This window comes from Kaistella jeonii (genome assembly GCF_000812865.1).
GTDB lineage: Bacteria > Bacteroidota > Bacteroidia > Flavobacteriales > Weeksellaceae > Kaistella > Kaistella jeonii.
This window is the reverse complement of the sequence record NZ_JSYL01000002.1, coordinates 577,761-604,198: the sequence shown is the minus strand read 5'-3', so window position 1 is coordinate 604,198 and position 26,438 is coordinate 577,761. Positions and strand designations below refer to the sequence as shown.

General features: G+C 35.7%; 28 protein-coding genes. 12 read left to right on the top strand and 16 right to left on the bottom strand.

Features of this window, described 5'->3' with window-relative positions; translation table 11 throughout:
* Window positions 1-19: 19 nt before the first annotated feature.
* Window positions 20-2,143, top strand: coding sequence for an elongation factor G (locus OA86_RS05445; RefSeq protein ID WP_039349902.1), 2,124 nt, complete (start codon window positions 20-22; stop codon window positions 2,141-2,143).
* 139 nt (window positions 2,144-2,282) lie between these two features.
* Here the strand turns inward: OA86_RS05445 and tnaA are convergent, their stop codons facing one another.
* The 3 genes from tnaA to OA86_RS05430 all read right to left on the bottom strand — a co-directional run bounded on the left by tnaA (window position 2,283) and on the right by OA86_RS05430 (window position 5,027).
* A complete protein-coding gene (gene tnaA / locus OA86_RS05440; RefSeq protein WP_039349899.1) occupies window positions 2,283-3,659 on the bottom strand; it encodes a tryptophanase TnaA in 1,377 nt (458 codons plus the stop codon).
* Window positions 3,660-3,754: 95 nt separating this feature from the next.
* On the bottom strand, window positions 3,755-4,375 hold the full coding sequence (locus tag OA86_RS05435; protein ID WP_039349896.1) for a DUF502 domain-containing protein: 621 nt from the start codon (window positions 4,373-4,375) through the stop codon (window positions 3,755-3,757).
* A 73-nt stretch (window positions 4,376-4,448) separates the two neighbouring features.
* Window positions 4,449-5,027 carry a MiaE family protein gene (locus OA86_RS05430; protein WP_039349893.1) on the bottom strand — a complete coding sequence of 193 codons (579 nt, stop codon included), beginning with the start codon at window positions 5,025-5,027 and terminating at the stop codon, window positions 4,449-4,451.
* Between the two features lie 135 nt (window positions 5,028-5,162).
* On the opposite strand from OA86_RS05430, the gene OA86_RS05425 reads away from it, so the two are divergent.
* Window positions 5,163-5,405 carry a hypothetical protein gene (locus OA86_RS05425; RefSeq protein ID WP_039349891.1) on the top strand — a complete coding sequence of 81 codons (243 nt, stop codon included), beginning with the start codon at window positions 5,163-5,165 and terminating at the stop codon, window positions 5,403-5,405.
* Between the two features lie 35 nt (window positions 5,406-5,440).
* On the opposite strand, the gene OA86_RS05420 is transcribed toward OA86_RS05425, so the two are convergent.
* Window positions 5,441-6,535, bottom strand: coding sequence for an acyltransferase family protein (locus tag OA86_RS05420; RefSeq protein ID WP_039349888.1), 1,095 nt, complete (start codon window positions 6,533-6,535; stop codon window positions 5,441-5,443).
* A 125-nt stretch (window positions 6,536-6,660) separates the two neighbouring features.
* Here OA86_RS05420 and rplU point away from each other — a divergent pair, with 125 nt between their 5' ends.
* From rplU to OA86_RS05405, 3 genes are all read left to right on the top strand, one after another.
* Window positions 6,661-7,086: a 50S ribosomal protein L21 gene (gene rplU / locus OA86_RS05415; protein ID WP_039349885.1), complete on the top strand. Its 426-nt coding sequence runs from the start codon at window positions 6,661-6,663 to the stop codon at window positions 7,084-7,086.
* Between the two features lie 26 nt (window positions 7,087-7,112).
* Window positions 7,113-7,370, top strand: a complete 258-nt coding sequence (gene rpmA / locus OA86_RS05410) for a 50S ribosomal protein L27 (RefSeq protein WP_039349882.1) — start codon at window positions 7,113-7,115, stop codon at window positions 7,368-7,370.
* A 234-nt stretch (window positions 7,371-7,604) separates the two neighbouring features.
* Window positions 7,605-9,176 carry a M20/M25/M40 family metallo-hydrolase gene (locus tag OA86_RS05405; protein ID WP_039349876.1) on the top strand — a complete coding sequence of 524 codons (1,572 nt, stop codon included), beginning with the start codon at window positions 7,605-7,607 and terminating at the stop codon, window positions 9,174-9,176.
* A 155-nt stretch (window positions 9,177-9,331) separates the two neighbouring features.
* Here the strand turns inward: OA86_RS05405 and thiL are convergent, their stop codons facing one another.
* Together thiL and OA86_RS05395 are read right to left on the bottom strand one after the other, a co-directional pair.
* The gene (gene thiL / locus OA86_RS05400; protein WP_039349875.1) at window positions 9,332-10,384 is read right to left on the bottom strand and encodes a thiamine-phosphate kinase; all 1,053 of its coding nucleotides are present in this window, start codon (window positions 10,382-10,384) and stop codon (window positions 9,332-9,334) included.
* Window positions 10,385-10,440: 56 nt separating this feature from the next.
* Window positions 10,441-10,980, bottom strand: coding sequence for an acyl-CoA thioesterase (locus OA86_RS05395; protein ID WP_039349873.1), 540 nt, complete (start codon window positions 10,978-10,980; stop codon window positions 10,441-10,443).
* Window positions 10,981-11,251: 271 nt separating this feature from the next.
* Between OA86_RS05395 and OA86_RS05390 the strand changes: the two genes are divergently transcribed.
* The gene (locus OA86_RS05390; RefSeq protein WP_039349871.1) at window positions 11,252-12,466 is read left to right on the top strand and encodes a BaiN/RdsA family NAD(P)/FAD-dependent oxidoreductase; all 1,215 of its coding nucleotides are present in this window, start codon (window positions 11,252-11,254) and stop codon (window positions 12,464-12,466) included.
* 63 nt (window positions 12,467-12,529) lie between these two features.
* On the top strand, window positions 12,530-12,853 hold the full coding sequence (locus OA86_RS05385) for a bacteriophage spanin2 family protein (RefSeq protein ID WP_126340462.1): 324 nt from the start codon (window positions 12,530-12,532) through the stop codon (window positions 12,851-12,853).
* Window positions 12,854-12,990: 137 nt separating this feature from the next.
* On the opposite strand, the gene OA86_RS05380 is transcribed toward OA86_RS05385, so the two are convergent.
* The 5 genes from OA86_RS05380 to rsfS all read right to left on the bottom strand — a co-directional run bounded on the left by OA86_RS05380 (window position 12,991) and on the right by rsfS (window position 17,691).
* Window positions 12,991-13,644, bottom strand: coding sequence for a phosphatidylserine decarboxylase family protein (locus tag OA86_RS05380; protein ID WP_039349865.1), 654 nt, complete (start codon window positions 13,642-13,644; stop codon window positions 12,991-12,993).
* Between the two features lie 8 nt (window positions 13,645-13,652).
* Window positions 13,653-14,528, bottom strand: a complete 876-nt coding sequence (locus tag OA86_RS05375) for a phosphatidate cytidylyltransferase (RefSeq protein ID WP_039349862.1) — start codon at window positions 14,526-14,528, stop codon at window positions 13,653-13,655.
* A gap of 51 nt (window positions 14,529-14,579) precedes the next feature.
* Window positions 14,580-15,161: an LUD domain-containing protein gene (locus OA86_RS05370; RefSeq protein WP_039349859.1), complete on the bottom strand. Its 582-nt coding sequence runs from the start codon at window positions 15,159-15,161 to the stop codon at window positions 14,580-14,582.
* A 115-nt stretch (window positions 15,162-15,276) separates the two neighbouring features.
* Window positions 15,277-17,274, bottom strand: a complete 1,998-nt coding sequence (gene ftsH / locus OA86_RS05365; protein ID WP_039349858.1) for an ATP-dependent zinc metalloprotease FtsH — start codon at window positions 17,272-17,274, stop codon at window positions 15,277-15,279.
* 54 nt (window positions 17,275-17,328) lie between these two features.
* Window positions 17,329-17,691 (bottom strand): ribosome silencing factor, encoded by a 363-nt coding sequence (gene rsfS / locus OA86_RS05360; protein WP_039349857.1) that lies wholly within the window; start codon window positions 17,689-17,691, stop codon window positions 17,329-17,331.
* 86 nt (window positions 17,692-17,777) lie between these two features.
* On the opposite strand from rsfS, the gene OA86_RS05355 reads away from it, so the two are divergent.
* The gene (locus tag OA86_RS05355; protein ID WP_039349856.1) at window positions 17,778-18,494 is read left to right on the top strand and encodes a biotin--[acetyl-CoA-carboxylase] ligase; all 717 of its coding nucleotides are present in this window, start codon (window positions 17,778-17,780) and stop codon (window positions 18,492-18,494) included.
* Here OA86_RS05355 and OA86_RS05350 read toward each other — a convergent pair.
* Genes OA86_RS05350 through OA86_RS05335 form a run of 4 tightly spaced genes read right to left on the bottom strand, consistent with a single transcriptional unit; the run spans window position 18,488 to window position 21,814 of the window.
* A complete protein-coding gene (locus tag OA86_RS05350; protein ID WP_039349851.1) occupies window positions 18,488-19,582 on the bottom strand; it encodes an LptF/LptG family permease in 1,095 nt (364 codons plus the stop codon). The two genes, OA86_RS05355 and OA86_RS05350, sit on opposite strands and share 7 nt — an antisense overlap.
* A 15-nt stretch (window positions 19,583-19,597) precedes the next feature.
* Entirely contained in the window at window positions 19,598-20,734 is a 1,137-nt protein-coding gene (tgt, locus tag OA86_RS05345) for a tRNA guanosine(34) transglycosylase Tgt (RefSeq protein ID WP_039349849.1), read from the bottom strand.
* 1 nt (window position 20,735) lies between these two features.
* The gene (locus OA86_RS05340) at window positions 20,736-21,101 is read right to left on the bottom strand and encodes a DUF4296 domain-containing protein (RefSeq protein ID WP_039349848.1); all 366 of its coding nucleotides are present in this window, start codon (window positions 21,099-21,101) and stop codon (window positions 20,736-20,738) included.
* The gene (locus tag OA86_RS05335) at window positions 21,098-21,814 is read right to left on the bottom strand and encodes a polyprenol monophosphomannose synthase (protein ID WP_039349846.1); all 717 of its coding nucleotides are present in this window, start codon (window positions 21,812-21,814) and stop codon (window positions 21,098-21,100) included. Before OA86_RS05335 ends, OA86_RS05340 begins: the two co-directional genes overlap by 4 nt.
* Before the next feature lie 144 nt (window positions 21,815-21,958).
* Here OA86_RS05335 and OA86_RS05330 point away from each other — a divergent pair, with 144 nt between their 5' ends.
* From OA86_RS05330 to OA86_RS05315, 4 genes are all read left to right on the top strand, one after another.
* Window positions 21,959-22,600, top strand: a complete 642-nt coding sequence (locus OA86_RS05330) for a DUF4271 domain-containing protein (RefSeq protein ID WP_246008025.1) — start codon at window positions 21,959-21,961, stop codon at window positions 22,598-22,600.
* A gap of 9 nt (window positions 22,601-22,609) precedes the next feature.
* Window positions 22,610-23,350: a uroporphyrinogen-III synthase gene (locus OA86_RS05325; RefSeq protein WP_039349842.1), complete on the top strand. Its 741-nt coding sequence runs from the start codon at window positions 22,610-22,612 to the stop codon at window positions 23,348-23,350.
* A gap of 127 nt (window positions 23,351-23,477) precedes the next feature.
* Window positions 23,478-25,532: a S9 family peptidase gene (locus OA86_RS05320; protein ID WP_039349840.1), complete on the top strand. Its 2,055-nt coding sequence runs from the start codon at window positions 23,478-23,480 to the stop codon at window positions 25,530-25,532.
* Window positions 25,522-25,872: a hypothetical protein gene (locus OA86_RS05315; protein WP_039349837.1), complete on the top strand. Its 351-nt coding sequence runs from the start codon at window positions 25,522-25,524 to the stop codon at window positions 25,870-25,872. Before OA86_RS05320 ends, OA86_RS05315 begins: the two co-directional genes overlap by 11 nt.
* 25 nt (window positions 25,873-25,897) lie before the next feature.
* Here the strand turns inward: OA86_RS05315 and OA86_RS05310 are convergent, their stop codons facing one another.
* The gene (locus OA86_RS05310; protein WP_039349835.1) at window positions 25,898-26,392 is read right to left on the bottom strand and encodes an SRPBCC family protein; all 495 of its coding nucleotides are present in this window, start codon (window positions 26,390-26,392) and stop codon (window positions 25,898-25,900) included.
* Between the last annotated feature and the right edge of the window lie 46 nt (window positions 26,393-26,438).

The following is a 26,438-nucleotide window of genomic DNA, read 5'->3' as shown; positions in this document are numbered from 1 at the left end:
TTAATTAAAACTAAATACGATGAGTGCTAATACCAAAGATTTACGAAATGTAGTTTTATTAGGTCATTCCGACAGCGGAAAAACTACATTGATTGAGACCATGTTGTACGAAGGCGGGGCGATCAAGCGCCGTGGAAGTGTTCAAGGACAAAACACGGTGAGCGACAATACCGATCTGGAACATGAAAAAGGCAAAACGATTTTCTCCCACCAAATGTTCGTCAACTGGCGAAATAACAAACTTAATATTATTGATACTCCCGGATTCGATGATTTCGTGGGCGAAGTCATTTCTTCTTTGAAAGTTGCGGATACTGCGATCATCGTTTTGAATGCTGCAAATGGAGTAGAAGTCGGTACAGAATTGGTTTGGGAATATGTCGAAGAATATGAAACTCCGGCGATTTTTGTCATCAATCAAATGGATCATCCAAAAGCTGATTTTGAGAAAACTTTAGAACAGGCAAAAGAGAGGTTCGGTTCAAAAGTAGTTCCGGTACAATATCCTTATAATTCCGGTACAAATTTCAATGCGATCATCGATGCTTTGAGAATGGTGATGTATGAATTTCCTCCTAATGGTGGGAAACCTGAAAAGAAAGCGATTCCTGAAAGTGAAATGGCAAAAGCCAATAAAATGCACAATGCTTTGGTGGAAATCGCAGCGGAAAATGAAGAAGGATTGATGGAGAAATATTTTGCAGAAGGCAATCTTTCTGAAGACGATCTTGCAAAAGGAATTACGATCGCTTTAGCGAAACAGCAGTTTTTTCCGGTATTTGTAACGAGTGGTTTAAAAGATATGGGAAGCGGAAGATTAATGGGATTCATTGATGATATCGCGCCTTCACCAGAAGAAAGACCTGCAAGAAAACTCGAAAATGGCGGTGAAATTTCTTACGATCCAAATGATAAAACAACGATTTTTATTTATAAAACCACTTCTGAACCGCAAGTCGGAATGGTCTCTTATTTTAAAGTGTTAAGTGGAAAACTGAAACCTGGAGACGAACTCATTAATGCAAATAATGGCGAAACAGAAAGAATTTCTCAAATATTTATCGCAGAAGGAAAAGAAAGAATTCCAGTGACCGAATTGGTTGCAGGAGATTTAGGCGTTACCGTTAAATTAAAATATGGTCACTCTAACGATACTTTAAATACGAAAGGTCTGGATCGAAAAGTTCGTCCCATGAAATTTCCCGAAAGTAGAATTCGAAAAGCAATTTCGACTGATTCTATTTCCGACATGGAAAAATTGGTGACTGCTCTGCATAAAATTGAAAAAGAAGATCCAACTTTAAAAGTGGAACAATCTGCCGAATTGAGACAAACCATTCTTCACGGTCAAGGTCAGCTTCATTTAGATTTAGTCAAACAAAGATTGCTGAAAGAATTTAATGTCAATATGAATTTCGATAATCCGAGGATTTCTTACAGAGAAACGATTACCGGAAAAGCCGATGCTGATTACCGACATAAAAAACAATCTGGTGGTAGCGGACAGTTTGGGGAAATTCACATGCGCGTAGAAAATTTCTATGAAGGAATGGAAGATCCGACCGGCGTGAATATTCGCCAAGAAGATATTGAAGATTTACCGTGGGGCGGAAAACTGGCTTTTTATTGGTGCATCGTCGGTGGAGCGATTGATAACCGTTATATTGGCGCCATCAAAAAAGGAATTATGCAACAGATGAAAGAAGGACCTTTAACTGGATCTCACTGTCAAAATATTCGCGTTACCGTTTATGATGGAAAAATGCACAGCGTAGATTCCAATGATATTTCTTTCCAATTGGCAGCTTCCGGCGCTTTTAAAGAAGCTTTTCATGATGCAAAACCACAACTTTTAGAACCGATTTATTCTGTGGAGATTTTATGTCCTGATGAAGATACAGGAGACGTCATGGGGGATTTACAAACCCGACGAGCAATTATTTCCGGAATGGATTCTGAAGGTCATTATCAGAAAATTCTGGCGGAAGTTCCATTAGGAGAATTACATGATTACGGATCGACTTTGCGTTCCATTACAGGAGGAAGAGCTAAGTTTAGCATGAAGTTTTCGGAATATCAATTGGTTCCAGGAAATGTTCAGCAAGAATTGGTGAAAAATCATTCTCAGTTGGAAGAGGCTTAGGAAATAGTCAAGGGAAAAGTGAAAAGAGCCAAGTATAGTTGTGAATAGTCAATTGTGAATGGTGAATTTTTGAGTAATAAAAGCAAAAACCTCGACGAAAGCCGAGGTTTCTTTATATTTTAAAATAGGTGAAATTATTTTAAGCTTCTTCTAATTGTACGGTAAAATGACGTAAAATTTCAGATTCCCACGTAATATTGTAACCTTTTTGAATTTCTTCTTTACGGTCAAAAACATTTTTAATCGCAACTGCAATATAATCCATGTGATTGTTCGTATAAGTTCTACGTGGAATCGCCAAACGAACCAGTTCTAATTTTGGATAGCGGTTTTCCCGGCTTTCTGGATCTCTGTCGGCCAATAAAGTCCCGATTTCAACGGTTCTGATTCCGGCTTCTTTATAAATTTCGTTGGCTAAAGTTTGTGCAGGATATTGATCTCTCGGAATATTCGGTAAAAATTTTAAAGAGTCGATAAATACAGCATGACCGCCAATCGGTTTCTGTACGGGAATTCCAAACTCGATCAATCGGTTTCCTAAATATTCAACCTGAGAAATTCGGCTTTCTAAATAGGCAAATTCTGTCGCTTCGTTCAAGCCAACTGCTAAAGCTGCCATATCTCTTCCTGCCATTCCACCATAAGTGATGAAACCTTCGTAAATAATTGTAAAGTTTGATGCTGCTCTGAAAATCTTTTCATCATTCAAAGCAATAAATCCACCGATATTCACCAAGCCATCTTTTTTAGAACTCATCGTCATTCCGACGCCGTAAGAAAAAACCTCTTTAGCAATTTCTTTGATGGTTCTGTTTTCCTGACCTTTTTCCCTCATTTTGATGAAGTAAGCATTTTCAGCAAACCGTGCAGAATCAAAATAAATCGGAATTCCATATCGGTCTGAAAGTTCTTTCACTGCTTTTATATTTTCCAGAGAAACGGGTTGTCCACCGGAAGAATTACAGGTAATCGTAATTAAACAAAACGGGATTTTTTCTTTCGGATGACTTTTATAAACTTCTTCTAATTTATCTAAATTAATGTTTCCTTTAAAAGGGAAAAGATCATCAACATCAAACGCTGCATCAATCGTACAATCAACTGCATGCGCTTTTCGAATTTCAATATGTCCTTTTGTCGTATCGAAATGGGAGTTTCCGGGAATAATATCGCCGTCTTTTACCAAAACAGAAAATAACACATTTTCTGCAGCGCGACCTTGATGCGTAGGAAGTAAATATTGATAACCCGTCAATTTTTTTACGGTTTCGTGTAAGGCATCAAAACTTCGTGATCCCGCGTAACTTTCGTCTCCTGTCATCAAAGCGCCCCATTGTTGATCGCTCATTGCGCCAGTTCCGGAATCGGTTAACAAATCTATAAAAACTTGGGAGGACTTTAAATTAAATAAATTGTAGTGGGCATTTTTCAGCCATTCTTCTCTATTTTCTCTTGTTGATTGGTGAATTTCTTCCACCATTTTTATTCTGAAAGGTTCAGCGTAAGGTAACTTCATAAAATGAGTAATAAGTGATAGGTAATAAGTAATTAAAAACATAAAAAATGCGAGCGATAAGTATAAATTACTTACCGCTCATTACTGATTACTCCTCATTCCGGTGCTTTGAAAACGTTGTCATCCGAGTGAAAACCTGCAACACCGCCACTTACTGCAAATTTCATTGCTTGTGCCGCACTTACATTTTCTAAAACGGTAATATTAGTCGCTAAAACAAATACGACCCAGCCTGAAACTGCGTAAGAATGCGGCAGATAAACGGAAACATGATCCGGAAAACCTACGGACGAAAGGTCACTTTGCGTCAGAAAACCGATGCGCCAAATAGCAGGATTTTCCGTAGTTCTAATGAGTACGGGCTTATTGAATTTTTTTTTGTCACCTACGAAAGAAGTCATGACATCTTTTAAAGAAGTATAGATAAATTTTATTCCGGGTGTATGTTCCAACAAATAATCGAAACTGTCGACAACAACTCGTCCGATAATAAATTTGCTACCTACAAATCCTATTAAAGTCGTTGAGAAAATAACAATAAAGAAGGTAATTCCGGGATACAATCTTTCTGAAACGGTAGGAATAATATTGTCAATACTGGAAACGATGTACCAAATGATCCAAATCGTAATCGCAAAAGGTCCAATAATCAGCAAACCCTGGAAAAAGGATTTTGCCAAGGTGTTCAGTATGCGGTCATGTTGCTTTTTATTCATCTATTGAACTTCCAGAATGGATAAATTTGGATTTGGTAAAAATAGGAAAATTCCAAAAGAAATTGCAGAAAAATTATCCGTGGATCGATTCTTTTTTTCCGTAGGATTTTATGATCTCTGCCTCGTAATCGAGCCACTCTTCCCAGCGTTGATTTACCTTTTCCGGATCGCCCAACTGTCGTGCAAATTTGATGAAAGTAGCGTAATGACCAGCTTCAGAGATCATGAGTTCTTTATAAAAAACCTTTAGTTCTTCATCTTTTATATTTTCGGTCAAAACTTTGAAACGCTCGCAACTTCTTGCTTCGATCATGGCGGCGAAAAGCATTCTGTCGATAATATAATTTTCACGGGTACCCTGAACGATAAATTTGAAAAGCTGACCAACATAATCATCTTTTCTTTCTCTGCCAAAGGTATAGCCACGTTTTTTAATGATCTCATGAACCATTTGAAAATGCTCTAATTCTTCTTTCGCAATAAATAAAAGTTCGGTGATAATTTCCGGATGTTCGGGAATCATCGTGATAATGGTGATCGCATTTGTTGTTGCTTTCTGTTCGCACCATGCATGGTCAGTGAGGATTTCTTCTAAATTACCTTCTGCAATATTCGCCCATCTAGGATCCGTTAAAAGTCTGAGTTTAAACATAGTTTTCTATTTTTCCGCAGTAAATTTAAGGATTATAAACGTTGTGGTAAAAGTTTAATGAAAATTCAGGAAAATTGAATTAGGATAATTGTGGCACAAAACTTGAATAAAAGCCAATACATTAAAAATTAAATTATGAATACGACATTACTATCCAAAAAAATCGAGAGTTTCGGTATTTTATTACTAACTTTCTTTTTCAGCGCTTTAGCTTTTGCACAGGAAAAAACTGCTCCAACAGTTAACGTTACAACTACATCTACAAAAACAACTACGACTGAAGAATGGTACACCAATCCTATTTACTGGGTAATTGGTGCATTGCTTCTAATCATTATTATTGCAGTTGTTGCAAGAGGTAACGGAAAAAGAGACTAATTTTATTGTACTTCGGTATAATTAATAAAACTGCTTCAAGAAATTGAGGCAGTTTTTTTGCGTGAAATTTCTAAAATTCTCCAGCCGAAAGCGTCTACTTTCATTAAAAATTTTGCAATTGCAATCGCAAGAAGAATGTTGATGAGGTAAATAAAAATCATTAAGATCCACCACTCAAAACGATCTTTTAATCCGACAACTAAGAAATAAACGAGAGAAGAACTCATTCCCTGCGCAAAATAAAAGAAGATCGCATTTTGTCCGATATAGGTGATAAAATTGGGCTTGCTTATTTTCAACCGATTATATAAAACAAAAAGAGTCAGTAAGGAAAATGAGGACCAGAAAATGTATAATAATTTAGGTGGGAACTTCGCTTTATTCATCTTTAAAAATAAATCTTTACCTAAATCCCAATAGAGAAAAATAAGCAGTACTCCCAAAATCCCAAACAATATCGGAACCCACTTTGTCGGAATTTTCCTACCTTTTAATTGATGAGCTACCAAAAATAATCCTAGATAAAAAGCAACGTAACCAACTTGTCCGTTCGGATAGAATTGCGGTAAAATGTTAAAAATCAAAGATAACCCAAAGCATAAACCAATAAACCAATTGATGTGTTTTGGAAAAAATTTTAAAATCAAAACTCCAAAAACAGTTAATATAAAATAAACTTTCAAATACCAAAAGCTTCCCATCACGACAGGGAAAGTATCAGCGTTCGTATATTGATGAAGATACCAGTTTCCCAGATTTTGCCATTGCGGAACATCAGAAATATTTACGGGAACATATTTGCTTCCAAAAGTAGAGTAGAAGCTTTTCATCCATTCCATACCGAAAAAATTCAGACCAAAAACTTTGAAAAAATAATCCAGGAAGAAAAGAAAAGTCACGAAGATCATAAACGTGATTTGCAGTTTCAGTAATCGATACAAAGTCTTCTCAATATTATTCCCGGAAGTCAAACCACTCAAAGCAAAAAAGAGTGGAACATCGACGAGTAAAGATAAAACCCGCAGTTCTGTCGGAACATAATATTGTCCGGACCAAAAAACGGTGTGGATGAAAATAATGGCAAGGGTCGCAAAACCTTTCGCAAAATCAATGTATAGATCTCTTTTCATAAAGTAGGTTAACTGCTTCAAAATTAGATAAATTACTCATTATAAAAAATCCATCATTTATAATTCAGAATTTAAAATTAAATCATATCTTTGCACCTCGAATTAACTAACAAAATTTATAAACAATGTTTGCAATTGTAGAAATAGCAGGGCTTCAATATAAAGTTGAGCAAGACCAGAAGTTGTTTGTAAACCGTTTGAAAGGAGATGTTGGAGCGAAAGTTTCCTTCGATAAAATTCTTCTTACTGTAAACGGTTCTACAACAATCGGCGCCCCAGCTGTAAGCGGTATCACTGTTGATGCTGAAATCATCAATCACCTGAAAGCTGATAAAGTAATCATCTTCAAAAAGAAAAGAAGAAAAGGATACGAAAAGAAAAACGGTCACAGACAGTCTCTAACTCAAATTCAAATCACCGGTATCACTGGTTTTGATAAGAAAGAAGCTAAAAAAGCTGAGCCGAAAGCAAAAAAAGAAGCAGCAGTTTCAGAAGAAGCTCCAGTTGCTAAAAAAACAACAAAAAAATCAGACAGCGAAACCGCTGAATAATTTTAACCAAAAAACCTTAAAATAAAATGGCACATAAGAAAGGAGTTGGTAGTTCCAAAAATGGTAGAGAATCGCATTCCAAGAGATTGGGAGTTAAGATTTTCGGTGGACAAGAAGCTATCGCAGGTAACATCATCGTGAGACAAAGAGGTACAACTCATCACCCGGGATTAAACGTGGGAATGGGGAAAGACCATACTTTACACGCTTTAGTTGACGGAAAAGTAGTTTTCAGAAAAAAAGCAAACGACAGATCTTTCGTATCTATCGAACCGAACGCATAATTCAAAAAGCGTTTTATACATATAAAATCCCAGTCTTCTGATTGGGATTTTTTTTTGGGCGGACAATTCGCGCTATACGCTCATACTCCTCGCGCCAAAGCTTTTCCCAACGCTTGCTGTGGGGTAACCGCTCCTATCGCAGCCGCAGATTCCGCTTCTAAAAAAAGGTTCGTTTCATATCGGTTTTTGCAGACAAACATAATTTATTATCTTTAGCATAAATCTAATTTAAACATGAAGAGAAATACCATCTTATCAATTTCTGCTTTGCTTCTAACCGCACAGCTTTCTTTCACCAACGCTCAAACCAAACAAACAGAGCAACTCAATCCCATCGTTCAGAATTTCGTCAACGAAGCCCACAATAATTCTCAACTGGAATCGATGGCACACGATCTTTTAGACGGTATCGGTCCAAGATTGATCGGAACACCGGAAATGTTAGCAGCCAATAACTGGACTGCCGATAAAATGAAATCCTGGGGAATCGAAGCAGAGTTGCAACAATTCGGCACCTGGAAAGGTTGGCAACGTGGAATTACGCACGTCGATATGGTTTATCCAAGAGTTAAAAGTCTGGTTGCAACCCAATTAGCCTGGAGTCCTGCAACAAAAAAAGCAGTCGAAGCAGAAGTGGTCATCATGCCGAAAGTTTCTTCGAAAGCAGAATTTGATAAATGGCTTCCATCCGCAAAAGGGAAAGTAATTTTGATGGCGCAGTATCAAAAAATTGGTCGTTCCGAGGAACAGATCAAGGAATTTGCAACTCCGGAATTATATGAAAAATTAAAAGCTGAAAAGGATCAAGCCACCAAGGATTTTAGAGAATATGTAAAGAAAATCGGTTACGATAATAATTCCCTTCCCGAAGCTTTAGAAAATGCCGGTGTTGCCGGAATTGCGATCTCCAACTGGACCGGAATTATGGGCGCCAACAGAATTTTCGGCGCAAAAACAAAGAAAATTCCAATGTTCGATATTGAGCTTGAAGATTATGGAATGCTGTACAGAATGGCAGAAAGCGGAATGAAACCACGCATCAAACTGGAAACTCAATCCAAAATTTTACCAGATGCGCCGTCTTTTAATACAGTAGGAATTATTAAAGGAAAAGAAAAACCGAACGAATACGTTATTCTTTCTGCGCATTTAGATTCCTGGGATGGTGCTCAAGGTGCAACAGATAACGGAACCGGAGTTTTAACCATGTTAGAAACCATCCGCATTCTGAAAAAATATTATCCAAATAACAAACGTACGATCATTGTCGGACTTTGGGGAAGTGAAGAACAGGGACTAAACGGTTCCCGTGCATTTGTCGCAGATCATCCGGAAATTATGAAAGGAACTCAAGCCGTTTTTAATCAGGATAATGGAACGGGTAGAGTCATTGATATCAGCGGACAGGGATTTGTGAATTCCTACGATTATATTGGAAAATGGCTCAATGCAGCTCCAAAAAATATTAAAGACCAAATTAAATCTACATTCCCGGGAATGCCTGGAGGAGGCGGATCTGATCATGCATCATTCGTCGCAGCAGGAGTTCCGGGATTTTCTTTGAGTTCTCTGAACTGGGGATATTTCGGTTATACATGGCATACGACAAAAGACACGTACGATAAAATTATTTTTGATGAGGTTAAAAATAACGTCATTCTTACCGCAACTTTAGCCTACATGGCGTCAGAAGATCCAGAATTTACAAACCGGGAAAAACGGGAAATGCCTGTAAATGAAAAAGGAGAAGTTGCAAAATGGCCTGAATTCAAAGAGCCACTGAGAAGCAGTAAAGACTATAAATAAATTAATTTTTTCAGAGAACAAGTTTGAAATCAAAATAAAAAGCGACTCCAATTGGAGTCGCTTTTATGATATAATTCTGCAAATGTTATGAACTTTTAACAGCGAGATTGTCACTTTAAAAGTAAAAAACTTTTGTGCCTTTTGTGGTTAAAAAATTATTTATTCAGAAAAGCATCCCAACCTTGCGCATTCAAAGGAATCAATTCATTGCTTCCTCTTGCTACCAAGAAATTTCCCTGCTCTAAATCAACCGCATGACCGACAATCGTAAAATCGGGGTGGTTTTTAATTTTATCAAAATCTTCAGGAGCTATCGTAAATAATAGTTCGTAATCTTCACCACCGCTCAAAGCACACATTACTGGATTCAAATTCAATTCTTCCGCTGTTGCAATCGTCAAGGAATCCATAGGAATTTTTTCTTCATACAAATGGAAACCTACTTTACTTTGATCACTCAAATGTAAAATTTCAGAAGATAAACCATCAGAAACATCAATCATAGAAGTTGGTTTAATGTCCAACTCTTTTAAAGTTTTCTTGATGTCGGTTCTAGCTTCAGGTTTTAATTGTCGTTCCAGAATATAATCATAACCTTCCATTTCAGGCTGCATATTGGGATCTGCAAGAAATACAGAATGTTCTCTTTCCAGAATTTGCAAACCCATATAAGCACCGCCTAAATCTCCTGTCACGACTAACAGATCATTCGCTTTTGCACCACTTCTTTTCACTATGTTTTCAGCGTTTTCCAAACCAACCGCAGTAATACTCATGACCAAACCAGATGTTGAACTCGTGGTATCACCTCCAACCAAATCAACTTTGTAATGTTTACAAGCTAAAGCAATTCCAGCATAAATCTCCTCTAAAGCTTCAACCGGGAAACGATTAGAGATCGCCAAAGAAACTAAAATTTGAGTCGGTGTTGCATTCATCGCAGCGATATCACTCAAATTCACAACAACTGCTTTATATCCCAAATGTTTTAAAGGAACATAGCCTAAATTAAAATGAACGCCTTCCGCTAAAACATCAGTTGTTAAAACCACCTGTTGACCATTCGGATCAATCACCGCAGCGTCGTCACCAATTGAAATTTCCGTAGAAGGATTTTCAAAACTAAAGTTTTCGGTTAAATGTTTGATCAAACCAAATTCGCCATAAGCAGAAATCGGGGTCATTTGTGGACTTTTATCTTCGAGCATATTTTTTCTATAAAATAAATTAATAATTAAGCATCAAAACGATTTGAAAATTTAAATTAATCTTCCGTTTTTTCGTCCTTATCTTTTTTCCAGGTGAAGGTATTTCGCTTATGGAAAGCTTCTACATTTTCAGGTTTAAAAGGCAAATCTTTCAAATCCTGTCGGGTCAAAACTTTTACATGTTCGCCTTTAAATTCATTCATCACCTCCAAAACATCATCGGGTGGAGTTGTCGATTTACGTAGCATGGTATCGATCCAAACTCCAGTCGCTTCAGCCGTTGCACAATGCGTTCCGTCGGGTAAATAAAATTTATGAACAAACTGATAAATACTCGCATCTTCCGATACTCCAGCAATTTCCAGTGAAACAAAAACCGTTTGATCAGCATATATTTCTTTGAAAAACGAATATCTTTCGTGCAAAATCACGGGACCAATTCCCCAATAACTTAATTCTTTAAGTCCCATTTTATGGGTATTCATAAACGCCATTCTGGTTTGCGCGCAATACATCACGTAAGACGAATTCGCCAGGTGTTTGTTTGCATCAATATCGCTCCATCGAACATCGAATTTATAATGATAATCTGACATATTTTTTATTTCTTTTTTGCGCCTTTATCCATCTTCCACTCCCACTTTTTTGCTCCTCATTCCTCGTCACAAAAAGAGCTTCGTTCAAGCTGGGGCGTAATTTACGCTTCGATAAAAGCGTTATTTATAATTTACAAAATTAAGCATTAATCATGGGTTAGAAAAATCGTATTTTTGCAATTCATCAAGTGTAAAAATCGCTAAAATTTTGTCTAATACTTTGCGTGTTCTTTGCGTAAAACGTTGCGACTTTGCGTGAAAAAATATCAATTTGAAAAAGAAAAAAATAATCATTATCGGCGGTGGTGCAGCAGGATTTTTCTGTGCAGCGAACCTCGACGAAAATAAATTCTACGTCACTATTCTGGAACAAAATACCGATGTGTTACAAAAAGTAAAAATTTCTGGTGGTGGAAGATGTAATGTTTCCCACGCTTGTTTCGATCCAAAAGAATTGGTGCAGTTTTATCCGCGCGGAAATAAGGAATTATTAAGTGTTTTTCATCAGTTTCAATCCGGCGATACAATGGGTTGGTTCGAAGAACGTGGCGTTTCTTTAAAAATCGAAAATGATAACCGAATTTTTCCCGAAAGCAATTCTTCCAAAACAATCATTGATACAATGGTTAATGAAGTTCGAAGAAAAAAATTCGACGTAAAAACGCAAGCTGTTGTTTTAGAAATTGAGAAAATTAATGAATCTTATATTGTAAAAACTTCCACAGGAGAATATTCTGCAGATTATATTGTTTATGCGACCGGAAGTTCACCGAAATCTTTAAAACTAGTTAAAAATTTAGGACATCAAATCGTTGAAGCAGTTCCTTCTCTTTTTACTTTTAATATTAAAAATGAAACGCTGAAAGATTTAATGGGAACGAGTTTTCCGTACGCGAAAGTTTCAATTCCAAAGTTAAAAATGGATGAATCTGGACCAATGTTAATTACGCATTGGGGACTTTCCGGACCAGCAATTTTAAAAATTTCTGCCTGGAAAGCCCGCGAATTGGCAGATTTAAAATATCAATTCGATATTAACGTTAATTTTCTGGGAATCGATTTCGAAGATGCCGAAGAAATATTTAAAAAATTCCGTCAGGAAAATCCAAAGAAATCTATTGGAACTTCGAAAATCTTTGATATTACTACTAGATTCTGGCATCGTATTCTGTGGCTTTCAAAAGTTGATTTAGAAAAAAACATCTCATCAATTTCTTCAAAAGAACTGCAAAGTATTTTACAGCATTTATGTAATAACGTAATGAAGGTTTCTGGTAAATCTACCTTCAAAGACGAATTTGTAACTGCTGGTGGCGTTGAATTAAAGGAAATCAATTTTAAAAATATGTCGTCTAAGATTTTAGAAAATTTTTATTTGGCAGGAGAAGTTTTAAATATTGATGCGGTTACTGGGGGTTTCAACTTTCAGGCTTGTTGGAGTGAAGCTTGGATTATTGCTCAGAATCTCAATTTGAAATTACCATAGATCTCATTGGAGATTATTCTATCAATATTTATTTTATTACATTTGGCAAAATATATTTTAAAAATGAAAAAGCTCTTTTCGATATTCGTCTTACTATTAATTCTCAGCGCAACCTCTTGCCAAACGAGGGTAGTAAGCCAGCATAAACCTTTGCAGCCAAACTCTTTGGAACTTTATCAAAAATATACCATTCTGACCAATGACGCGAAAGAGTACAAAGGTGAGATTTTGAAGCAGGATGAGACTCAAATTTATATGAAGAATAAAAAAGGAGAAGAGGTAATAATTGATAAAAGTAACATTCGCGAAGTTAAAAAAGTAGATTTATTTTCTACCATTGCGATTGGTCTTGCAGCAATTGCAGCGGTTATTTTTGTACCTATTTAATTTTACTCATTAAACATTTATGGAGGGATTGACAAAATTGTTGATTCCTTTTTTATTGAAATTAACCGAACTATTTTTGAATAGAAAAAGCCAGGATTATTTGATCCTAGCTTTATATTTTGTATCAAATGTGCGAATTAATCTCTCATTTTTGCGATAACATCGATTCCACCTTTTGTTTTGTCCCCAATCTTGCAGATGATTTCGGTGTCTAAAGGCAAGAAAACATCCATTCTGGAGCCGAATTTTATAAAACCGAATTCATGTCCGGCTTTTGCGGCATCACCTTCATTACAATTAAATACGATCCTGCGTGCAACGTAACCTGCGATCTGGCGGAACAAAACTTTGTGATTTGTTAAACTTTCTACGGCAACCGTTGTTCTTTCATTTTCGGTGGATGATTTTTCGTGCCAAGCAACCAAATATTTCCCCGGATGATATTTTTTATAAATTACTTGTCCTGATACCGGAAAACGGCAGATATGAACATTCAAAGGTGACATGAAAATTGAAACCTGAATGACTTTTGTCTGCAGCAATTCATCTTCGAATACTTCTTTGATCATCACCACTTTACCATCAACAGGAGCAATCACATTTTCGGTATGATCCTGAATGTTTCTTTTTGGAACACGAAAAAACCAAAACACCAATCCGTAAATTACGAGTAAAGGAATAATGATCAAAAGCGACAAGTTCTTCAGAAAATAAATGGAAAGGACTGCAACTAAGGCGAAAGCAATACTTGCGACGATGATGGTTCCTTTTGATTCTTTATGTAATTTCATGAGTTTTTCTAAATGAATTTTTCTAAGATAAAGTACAAATATACGACAGGAGCACAGATAATAAAACTATCGAGACGATCTAATATCCCACCGTGACCCGGAATGATGTTTCCCGAATCTTTCACACCAAAGGTTCTCTTCAGCTGGCTTTCTACCAAATCACCAAGTGGCCCAAATACAGCAACCAAAACTCCTACAACCATCCAGTTGCCACGAAGTTCAGGGAAGTATTTTTCAACAAAAAAACCGAGGATTAAAGTTAAGACAACACCACCTGCAAATCCTTCCCAAGTTTTTTTAGGAGAAATTTTAGGTGCCATTTTATGTTTCCCGAAAAATTTCCCGGTGAAGTAAGCAAAAGTATCACTGCTCCAGATCAAAATAAACAGGAAGAAAACTTCCAAAGTGAATGTATTGTCAACTGTAGAAAATTTAGGTAATCCTAAAGCAAATCCAAATGGAAGTGCGGTGTATATTACGGTAAAGATCAATTTGCCATTATCGTAATAGAGTTCTTTTGAAAATTTGAAAAGTGTGATCACCGCAATGACGATGAGTGAAAGTGCTAATATTTCAGACAGGTTAAAATCGAAAAAGAAACCGTGTTGAAAAAATCTTTTAGAAAAACGGTAAAACACCAGAATAATCAAAGGAAAAATGGCCCACTTCTCCCAGCTTTTAGGATCAAACTTCATCATCTTCATGCATTCCCATGCTCCTACGAAAAGAAAGAAAGTGATCAATCCATAAAAAAGATCCTGTTGCGTGACAAGCTTGGGCGAAATTTTATCGAGGAGTTGTGAGCCAAGCGGTGTGGTGCAAAAAATCACAAGAAAACCATATAGAAATCCTCCGAAAATTCGCTGTACTAAATTTTTATCCAAGATGGTGTGATTGTAAGTTAAATAGTTTTTTCTTTTCCATAAGTCGAAGAACTAATCTTCGAGCAAAAGTAAGAAAAGTTTTGTATTATCCTTATTTGGCGTATCCAATTTGGAGTTGCTTCCACTGATTGAGGTGAGATTTCGAATGTTCCCGTTGCGTTTAATTTTACTCATCGCATCGTTCAGATTGGTTACGATCTGAGAAACATTGGCCATCAAAATAATTTTCTGCGGAAGTCTTGAAGAATGGTAATGTTGAATATTATTGTAGGAAAGCATAATTCTGCCGTCATAAGCGATTAAATATTCGCAGGTGATAAAGGCACAATCGTTGAAAAGTTCGAGTTCTTTGGTATAAGGAACTTTTACAACATCTAAAAAGTTCTTCAAATCGGCATCCCAACAAAAAACAGATTTTATATCTTCTATTTTCAGAATATGATTAAGTGTTTGAAGCGCTTCTGCTTCATCTGCACAATAGTTGAAAAATCCACCGGAATGCGTAAAAAGCTGCGCAAACTTGTAATCAAGGTCAGCATTTTTCAGCTGATCCCCAAGTTTTATCAAATCCTGATTATCATCTTCTTCAGGTTGGTTTAATATTTTTCCGACAATTTTTTTGAAAAGACTCAATTTCTATTGATTATGCGATTGTTATTGCAAAAATAGAAAATATTTACGTAAACAATCAATTAAATACAAAAATCCTGATTATTTACGATAATTTAAATAATCAGGACTATTTTTATTAAAGCTGAGTTCCAGAATCTGGTGCTACAATTACCGCTTCTTCTTCCGGAGTTTCACCTTTATGAGTATTAGACACAGGATGTTCTGTTAATTCAGGATCCCAAGCTCTTTCTCCAAAAACTTCTTCTAAATCTTCCCGGAAGATAACTTCTTTTTCTAAAAGTTTTGCCGCAAGCGCATCCAATTTGTCTTTATTTTCAGCTAAAATTTGTAACGCTCTTGCATATTGAGTCTCAATAATCTTAGAAATTTCTTCATCAATCATTTTAGCGGTGTTCTCAGAATATGGTTTCCCGAAGCTATATTCAGATTGTCCGGTGCTGTCGTAATAAGAAATATTTCCTACTTTGTCATTTAAACCGTAAATCGTCACCATTGCTTGAGCCTGCTTTGTCACTCTTTCTAAATCTGAAAGTGCACCTGTTGAGATATTTCCGAAAATAGTTTGTTCTGCAGCTCTTCCTCCTAAAGTCGCGCAAAGTTCATCATACATCTGTTCAGTTGTTGTCAACTGTCTTTCTTCCGGAAGATACCAAGCTGCTCCTAAAGAACGTCCTCTTGGTACAATCGTAACCTTTAATAGAGGTGCTGCATGTTCTACCAACCAGGAGATTGTAGCGTGACCTGCTTCATGATAGGCAACTCTTCTTTTTTCCGAAGGTTTGATCGCTTTATTTTTCTTTTCAAGTCCGCCGATAATTCTATCAACAGCATCTAAAAAATCTTGAGTCGATACTGCTTCGTGGGAGTTTCTTGCTGCAATTAATGCTGCTTCATTACAAAGATTCGCAATATCTGCTCCACTAAACCCTGGAGTTTGTTTGGCCAAAAATTCTCGGTCAATATTAGGCTCCATTTTAATTTTCGCCAAATGCACATCGAAAATTTCTCTTCTTTCGTGCAATTCTGGTAAGTCAACATAAATCGAACGGTCAAATCGACCAGCTCTCATTAAAGCTTTATCTAAAATATCGGCTCTGTTGGTTGCCGCCATAATGATTACATTCGTGTCGGTTCCGAAACCGTCCATTTCTGTAAGCAATTGATTCAGTGTATTTTCTCTTTCGTCATTCCCACCGGTCATATTTCCTTTTCCTCTGGCTCTACCAATGGCATCAATTTCATCAATAAAAATAATTGCTGGAGATTTAAGTTTTGCCTGTGCAAACAAATCACGTACTCGTGAAGCACCAACTCCTACAAACATTTCAACGAAATCTGATCCAGAAAGAGAGAAGAAAGGTACTTTTGCTTCACCTGCAACGGCTTTTGCTAAAAGGGTTTTCCCAGTTCCGGGAGGACCAACCAATAATACTCCTTTCGGGATTTTTCCACCGAGTTTAGTGTATTTTTCTGAATTCTTCAAGAAATCTACAACTTCCTGTACTTCTTCTTTTGCACCTTCTAAACCGGCAACATCTTTAAATGAAACCTGAACTTTATCTTTTTCGTCAAAAAGTTTCGCTTTGGATTTACCAATGGAAAATATTTGTCCACCGGCTCCACCGCCACCGCCGCCCATCATTTTGCGGAAGATCACAAAATAAAATAAAGCCATAATTGCAATCCAGAAGATCGCAGTAAAGAGCAATTCTGTCATCGGGTTTTTGCCCACACCGTAATCTTTCTTCGTTACAATGGTTGGGTTTTCCTGTTTGATCTTGTCGAATTTCTCCAGAAACAACTGCAAATCACCGAAACTCAAATTATAATCTGCTTTTGGTGCAAAATCGAAAGCATCAAAAGGGCTTTTTTCTTTAGCCTTTTGTTTGCTTGCCAATTCTGTTTTTGCTGCTTTTGTGAGGAAAACGTCCGCCTTTTCGGTGTCTTTATAAACTAAAACATCCTGTACTTTTCCCTGTTGCATTAAGGCGTAGAATGCATCTTCATCGATATTATTTGAGTCAGCATTGCTGTTCATATTCGAAAAGAAAAAGAGTAGAATGGCTCCAATTGCTATTGGAAAAAACCAGTTAAATCCTTTATTATTATTCATATTTTTTCTATAAAAATTTTGACGAAAATATAATTCCGTCAAATATCATTAATTTTAATTTTCTATTTTGGTGATTTTCGCATCTCCCCAGAGTTCCTCAATATCGTAATATTCACGGGTTTCTCTTTGGAAAACATGCACAACGACCGAGACGTAATCAAGAAGAACCCACAAAGCATTTTCATTCCCCTCCACATGCCAAGGACGATCCTGTAAGTCATTTCTTACCTTTTTCTCGATATTTCCTGCGATTGCAGAAACCTGGGTGTTAGAGTTTCCGCTACAGATGATAAATGTTTCTGCTACTGAGTTTTCAATCTTCGTTAAATCAAAAATTAGGATGTCTTCTCCCTTTGTATCTTGCATTGCTTCTACTATTTTGTCGATAAGTAGTTGCTTTTCTGTAATCTTATTCATTAAAAATTTTGTATAATCTGCAAATTTATTGTTTTTTTATTTAATTAGTCTCAAATTTACCCATTCTAACTCTTAAAGTTTTCTTAATGGCTTCAATTATTTATTTGAATGAATGTGGATCAACTAATGATGAAATCCTCCATTTCCTCCCTGCGGAACCTAATGAGTTACTCTCTGTTTATACTTTCAAGCAAACAAAAGGAAAAGGACAGTATGGAAATTCCTGGCAATCATCAGAAAATTTGAATCTAGCTTTCACAATTGCTGTTCCTTCTTCTCTTATTAAATTACAGGATCATTTATTCAATTTCTATACCGCTCTAATATTGGCGGACTTTCTAGCCATTATGACAAAATCAGTTGTTGAAATAAAGTGGCCAAATGATTTGATCATTAAGAATAAAAAAATTGCCGGACTGTTGATCGAGAAAAAAAACGTTGGTGGAATACCTTATTTCATCATTGGCATTGGTATAAATATTCTGCAGGAAAAATTTGAGAATCTTACAAGAGCAGGATCATTGCTTACTCAGACTGGTTTAAAATTTAATTTGAATGAGTTCACAGAAGCGCTCAATGAATATTTTTTAAGTCATTTAATGAAAGAAGTTTCTGAACTTGAGATTTTAACAAGATTAAATAGCCAATTATTTCGAAAAAATCAGATTTCAGTTTTCGATATTGAAGGTTTAAGACAAAATGGCATTATAAAAGAAGTCGATAAAAACGGTATCCTTTGGGTAGAATTAGAAAATAAAGGTCTTCAAAAGTTTTACCACAAAGAAATCGAACTGCTTTATTGATTAGCTCTTTTGAAATATAAATAGACGGCAACTGGTCCGAAAACCAGGTTTGGTAACCACATTGCTAAAAGTGGCGTTAATGTTTTATTGGCAGACACCACCTTCAAGGCTTCAAAGGAGAATACAAAAACAAAAGCCAGGGCAATTCCGATCGCAAGATTTACTCCTAAACCACCGCGTTTTTTCTGTGATGACAAAGATAATCCGAGGAAAGTTAAGATGATCACCGAAACTGGCATCGAAGTTCTTTGGTACAATTCATTGAGATAATTGTTGAGATTTCCGTTTCCTTTTTCTTTTTCTCTGTCGATGAATTTGATCAGGTCGGGCGTTGTTTTATTTTGACCGAGCAAGACATCGGGAAATAATTCTTCCGGCGGATGAATGAAACTTTTCTCCATTACCGTTCCGTTTCCTAATTTTTCGGTTTCATCTTTATTGATGGTCTTTGTAAAAAAATTATTGAGAATAAAAAGCTTTTTACTATTGTCCCAATTGAAATCGGTCGCATTAAGCTGGTAAATTAACTTTCTGTTTTTGTCGAATTTTTGATAAATGAATCCAGATCCGCGTTTTTCTTTCTTATTATAACTTTTAACGAAAATATATTCGGTCTTGGAAAGTTGCGTTGAAACCTCAGAGCTTCCTGTAAATTCTTCCCGAGCCATTGTGGTGTAGGTGTAAGGTTCCAATTCATTCTTCTTGATATTTGCAAGGGGCAAAACATAGTGATTGAGCAAAAGCGCAAAAATAGCGATCAAGCCAGAAGTCATTAAATAAGGTCTTGCAAAACGATGAAAACTTGCGCCAGAACTTATTATCGCTACGATCTCAGTGTCATTTGCAATTCTTGAAGTAAAGAAAATAACGGAGATAAAAACCAAAATCGACATGAAGGTGATGATCAGATTTACTATCCAGTATGGATAAAAGTTGATAAGGAATTCGGTTACCGTAAATCCATTAGATTCAATTCGGGGTGCTTTTGCCTGAACATCGATTACCAATACGATAATAGTTAATAATCCCAACATAAACCCGAAAGTTCCAAGATATTTTTTGATGATATATAAATCTATTATTTTCATGTGATCTTAAAAATTTTACAATCTTTGTCTCAAAACTGGAATAATCGAATCTTTCCATTCGTAGAAATCTCCTGCAACGATATGTTCGCGCGCAACCTTTACCAAATCCAAATAAAATGCAAGATTATGAATGGAAGCGATCTGTTTTGCTAAATATTCTTTCGCCACAAATAAATGGCGAACATACGCTTTGGAATATTCTGTATCTACATAACTGGTTCCGAATTCATCTAAAGGAGAAAAATCACTTTCCCACTTTTTATTTTTCATATTCATAACACCTTGCCATGTAAAAAGCATTGCATTTCTGGCATTTCTTGTCGGCATCACACAATCCATCATATCAATTCCGAGTCCAATGGTTTCGATGATATTCCACGGCGTTCCAACTCCCATTAAATATCGGGGTTTATCTTTTGGTAAAATATCGGTTACTTCGTCAGTAATTCTGTACATTTCTTCTTCAGGTTCTCCGACAGAAAGTCCGCCAATTGCATTTCCAACCGCGTTTTGTTCTGAAATAAATTCTGCAGATTTTTTTCTTAAATCCGAATAACAAGAACCTTGAACGATCGGAAAAAAAGCTTGTTTATGTCCGTATAATTCAGGGTTTTCTGCGTTCCATTTTATACATCTTTTTAACCATCGATGCGTAAGATCCATTGATTTTTTTACTTGATTGTATTCAGCGGGATAAGCAACACATTCGTCAAACGCCATAAAAATATCGGCGCCGATCTGTCTCTGGATTTCCATGGAAATTTCAGGGGAAATAAAATGCGTACTTCCATCGATGTGAGATTTAAATTTTACTCCTGCTTCATTAAGTTTCCTAGATTTTGACAAAGAAAAAACCTGGTAACCACCGGAATCTGTTAGAATCGGTAAATCCCAATTCATGAATTTGTGCAATCCACCTGCAGCTTGCATAATATCCATTTTCGGACGCAGATTAAGATGATAGGTGTTTCCTAAAATAATTTGCGCTTTGATATCATCTTTTAATTCTCTTTGATGAACAGTTTTTACAGAAGCTACTGTTCCTACCGGCATAAAAATGGGTGTTTGAATGGTTCCGTGATCTGTTGTGATGGTTCCGGCTCTGGCTTTACCGGTTGAAGTTTTATTAATTTCGAAGAATGGGGATATCATATTATTTGACAAGAAGAGGTGTATTTTTATTTTCTTTTAATTTTTTATCGATATAATCTCTCGCAGAAGGGTCTTTCGTTAGAATAATTTCCTGCGCATCATTCATAATTTTTTCTAACTCGCCTGTTGCGATGTAATATTTATAACTCTGTATAAAGTCTGCTGATTTTATATTTCTTTGTTTTAAAGCCATTCTTGTAGCATTTTCCAAGTTGCTTCCGGGAACGTAGGTGTTGATTTGGTCGTTCATCGCAAATTCTGCAACGATTTCCGATATTTTATCTTTAGGAATTAAATTTTTGGGTGGATCAATCAACTGTGTGCAACTCATTAATAAAGAAAAAATAATTAAAAGGTACTTTTTCATAATCTGCCAATAATTGATTTCCACTTTAAATTTAAAACACCGAAAACGGCTTCGTGAATAATTCCGCCATTCATTTTGCTTGTTCCCAATTCGCGGTTGGTAAAAATAATAGGAACTTCTACCACTTTAAATCCTTTTTTCAAGGCACGGAATTTCATTTCTATTTGAAAACCGTATCCTTTTAATTTAATGTCCTTTAAATTGATAGTTTCCAAAACTTTTCTACTGAAACAAACAAATCCAGCCGTAGTATCGTGAATTGGAATTCCTAAAATTGTTCGTACATATATAGATGCAAAGTAGGAAAGCAAAACTCTTCCCATTGGCCAATTCACCACATTTACTCCTTTGGAATATCGGGAACCGATGCTCATATCAGCATTTTTGCAGGCTTCAAATAATTTATTAAGGTCCTTTGGATTGTGAGAAAAATCGGCATCCATCTCGAAAATGTAATCGTAATTGTTTTGCAAAGCCCATGCAAATCCATGCAAGTACGCTTTTCCTAAACCATCCTTAGTTTTTCTTACACTTAAATGAAGATAATTTGGATAAGTGTTTTGTAGTTTTTTTACAATTTCGCCGGTTCCGTCGGGTGAAGAATCATCAACGATAAGAATATGATAATCCTCTTCCAGCCGAAAAACTGCGGAAATAATATTTTCTACATTTTCTTTTTCGTTGTAGGTCGGTATAATGACCAGTTTCTTCATCTTCGTAATTAATTGGCAAATATAAACTTTTCCCGCTTTATTTTTTGTCGTTTTATAGAAGGTTGTTTTTGTTTTCGATTTAAATATGACTTTAATTATAAATTAAATTCCTTTTATATTCTTACTTTTGCAAAAAGTTTAGAATTGGTAAGAATTACGCAGCAAAATGATTGGGTGGTTTTCATTATAATCGGTTGTATTTCCCTTTACGTTTTCATGTTTCGATCCTTGCAGCGGGATTCTACTGTGAAGGAATTTTTGATGCAAAAATTTCCCGATGCCAGTAATAATCTCTTAAGTTGGATCATTATCAGTTTTGTTTTTTGTCTGGTTTTCGCAGCATTTATTTCCCAGTATATTCCTGTGGTTCCCAAGAAAGTAGGTAATATACACGTTTTAGGTTATGAACTGAATAAATTCGGATTTACTTTTTTAGTAATTCTGGGATTTTATTTTATCAGAAATATGCTGACTTATATTTTCTTTGCGGGAACTGGTACGATTAAAAAATGGGATCTATTTTATTTTACTGTCTCCAAATTTTATTTTTGTATCTCGGTCATCATTATTATATTATGTGTGATCAGCTACTTTTACCCTGATGGTGATCTGCAAAGGCTTCCTTTTTATTTTGGCGGATTTTTGGGGATATTTTTATTCAAATTGTTGTTTTATTTCTTCCATAAAAGTGACATTATGCCACAAAAATGGTATTATAAATTTTTGTATATTTGCACCCTTCAAATTGTACCTGTTTTGGTACTCTGGAAAGTATTATTTTTTTAAAAATTAATGATGAAAATTAAATCTATATTAGTTTCGCAACCTGCCCCAAACGAGTCTTCCCCGTATTTGGAAATGGCGAAAAAGGAGAAAATCAAAATTGATTTTAGACCTTTTATCCATGTTGAAGGTGTTGATGCAAAAGAACTTAGAACTCAAAAAATTGATCTTTCTCAGTTTACAGGAATTATTTTTACAAGCAAGAATGCGGTAGATCACTATTTCCGTCTTGCAGAAGAAATGCGTTTTGCGGTGCCTGATTCTATGCGTTATATTTGTCAGTCCGAAGCGATTGCGAATTATCTTCAGAAACATATTGTTTATAGAAAGCGGAAAATCTCTTTCGGAGAAAAAACATTTAGCGATTTACTTCCACTTTTCAAAAAATTTCCTTCGGAAAAATATTTGCTTCCTGCATCTGATTTCCTAAGTCCTGATGTTCAGAAAGTGTTGGAAACTGCACCGATTGACTGGACCAGAGCAACGATGTACAAAACAGTTTGCAGCGATTTGACTGATGTTTCGATAAAAGATTACGACATGTTAGTATTTTTCAGTCCACAAGGAGTTCGATCTTTGGGAATAAATTTCCCAGATTTTAAGCAAGAGAACACAAAGATCGGGGTTTTCGGTGCAACAACAGAACAGGCTGCGAAAGATGAGGGCTTAAGAGTTGATGTGATGGCACCAAGTAAAGAGTCTCCTTCAATGACTATGGCTATTGAGAAATATCTTCGTAATATGGAAAAATAGGTCAATATAAAATTATATTTGAAGCCGTCTTTTTCCTGGATTAAGATGGCTTTGTTTTTTTGAAATTCTAAATTTTTAGAATTTGCAACCACAAGAATTTACAACATACAGCTAATTATTCAAAAGCATGAACGCTCCCAAAGCAAAAAAAATACGAAGCATTCTAGAATTTCATGGCGACAAAAGAGTTGATGATTATTTCTGGATGAAAGAAAGAGAAAATCCAGAAGTCACCTCTTATTTGGAGGAAGAAAATGCATATTGTGATTTCGTGATGAAAGATACTCTCGATTTTCAGCAGGAACTTTTCGATGAAATGAAAGCAAGATATAAGGAAGACGACGAAAGTTTACCTTATTTTTTTAATAAATATTGGTATATCGTACGGTTTGAAATTGGCAAAGAATATCCCATTTTCAGTAGAAAATTTCAGACTTTAGAAAATGTAGAAGAAATTCTTCTTGATGTAAATGTTCTGGCAGAAAATCAAAAATTTTTCGAGGTTGGAAGTGTTGCAGTTTCGCCGAATAATAAAATGATGAGTTTTTCTTCTGATACGATGGGTAGAAGAATTTATAAGATCAATTTTAAAAATTTAGAAACCGGCGAAATTCTTCAGGATCAAATTCCCAACACAACTGGTAAAGCAGTTTGGGCAAATGATAATGAACATGTTTTTTATACGAGAAAAGACGACAGTCTTCGTGCTTATCAGGTTTTTCTGCATCAATTGGGAACCGATTCTTCTCAAGATGTTTTAATTTTTCATGAAAAAGATGAGACTTTTGACGTTAATGTGTTTAAAACAAAGTCTTTAGAATATATTTTTATTGCAAGTTCCAGTACGATTTCCGATGAGCATCGCTTTATTCCGGCAGACAATGTTTTGGCAGAATGGAAAATTATTCAGCCCAGAATTGATGATTTGGAATATGCTGTAGAACATTACAAAGATGAATTTTATATCATCACCAATGCAGATGAAGCGACCAATTTTAAAATTGTAAAAACAAAAGTTGCAACTCCAGAGATGGCAAATTGGGTAGAAGTTATTCCACATCGTCAGGAAACATTATTGGAAGGTTTTGAAATTTTCAATAATTATTTAGTTTTAGAGGAAAGGACAGAAGGTTTGCTCTACATCATGGTGATCGATCATCAAAGCAATACTTCACATTATTTAGAATTTTTAGATCCAACTTATACCGCATACATTGGTTTGAATTTAGAATTTAATACCGAGAAATTACGTTTCGGTTATACTTCATTGACAAAACCTAATTCAACTTTGGAATATGATATGAAGGAAAAAACCACTAAAGTTTTAAAAGAACACGAAGTTTTAGGTGGAAAATTCTTCGCCGAAAATTATATATCAGAAAGAATATGGGCGCCTTCAAGAGATGGTAAAAATTCCATTCCAATTTCTTTGGTTTATCATAAAGACACGCCAAAATCTCCCGAAACGCCTTTATTGATTTATGGTTACGGAAGTTACGGACATACAGTTGATGCGAGCTTTTCTAATGTCCGACTTTCAATTTTGGATCGAGGTTTTGTTTATGCAATTGCGCATATTCGAGGCGGAGAATATTTAGGAAGAGAATGGTATGAAGACGGAAAAATGCTTCAGAAAAAAAATACCTTCTACGATTTTATCGATGCGGGAAAACATTTAGTCTCAGAAAGTTACACGTCGGAAAAGCATCTTTACGCGATGGGCGGAAGTGCAGGAGGACTTTTAATGGGAGCGGTCATCAATATGGAACCCGAACTTTTCAACGGAATTGTCGCGCAAGTTCCTTTCGTAGATGTTGTTACAACTATGCTGGATGAGACAATTCCTTTAACAATGGGCGAATTTGACGAATGGGGAAACCCGAAAAACAAGAAATTCTACGATTACATGAAATCTTACTCTCCTTATGATAATGTAGAAGCTAAAAAATATCCGAATATTTTGATCACGACTGGATTACACGATTCTCAGGTTCAATATTGGGAACCTGCAAAATGGACGGCAAAATTAAGAGAATTGAAAACGGATAATAACCTTCTCTTATTTAAAACCGATATGACTTCGGGTCACGGCGGCGCAAGTGGAAGATTTGAATCTCTGAAAGAAGACTCTTTGGAATATGCTTTTTTAATGAAATTAGAAAATAAGATTGATGGAAAATAAGACAGACAACGAACTTTGGGAAGAAGTTGAAGCCTTTTTTGTTAAAAATTTCGATACCGAGAAACATCCGCAGATTGATACACTTTTATTCTTAATTGGCGTTCAGGAATTGGGGAGTGGGAAACAGAAATATACGAAAGACGATAAGTTGAACATTCTGCATATCGCAGTTTGTCGATTGTTAGAACCTTTCGGATATTACAAATTTTCGCATTACGATGATGATGGATATCCACATTTTGAGGAAGTCGAAAAATTACCTGATCTGAAACCGAATGAACAGCAAATTTTAATGAAAAAAGCGATCATTCAATACTTTATCGATGAAGAACTTTTGTAAAAGACAAAAAGACTGATTTTTATAATCAGTCTTTTTTATGAAGTAATTCTTCTAATTGATTGAGAACTTCTGTAAAACCACTTTCAAATTCCATGTCTAAAATGGTTTGTAATTCTTCAGCTGAATTATACTGAATATTGATGGTTAATTTTGTGCCTTCTTCAACTCCTGTTACACCAACCAACCAATTCCCGGAAGGTACTTCTTCTATTTTTTCTCCTTTATCATCGGTGAAATATTCTGTAAAATCGAAACTTCTGTGCAAATTGATCTCGTGGTATTTTAACGCGCCGTAATGTTTTTCACCTTCAGGACTGATCAAATTATATTTCCAAATTCCATCAGGAGCAAATTTCATTTCTACTGTTTCACATTTCCAAGGTTTTGGAGCCCACCATTTTTCTAATAGATTAGATTGCGTGAAGTGATTCCAGATTAGTGCAGGTTTTGCAGAAAAAACTTGCATGATATACAGACTTCCCGCATTCTCATCGGTATTAAAAACTATTTTAGTATCCATCTTTTTATTTTAAACAAATTTAGATAATATTTTTAAAGTTTTACCG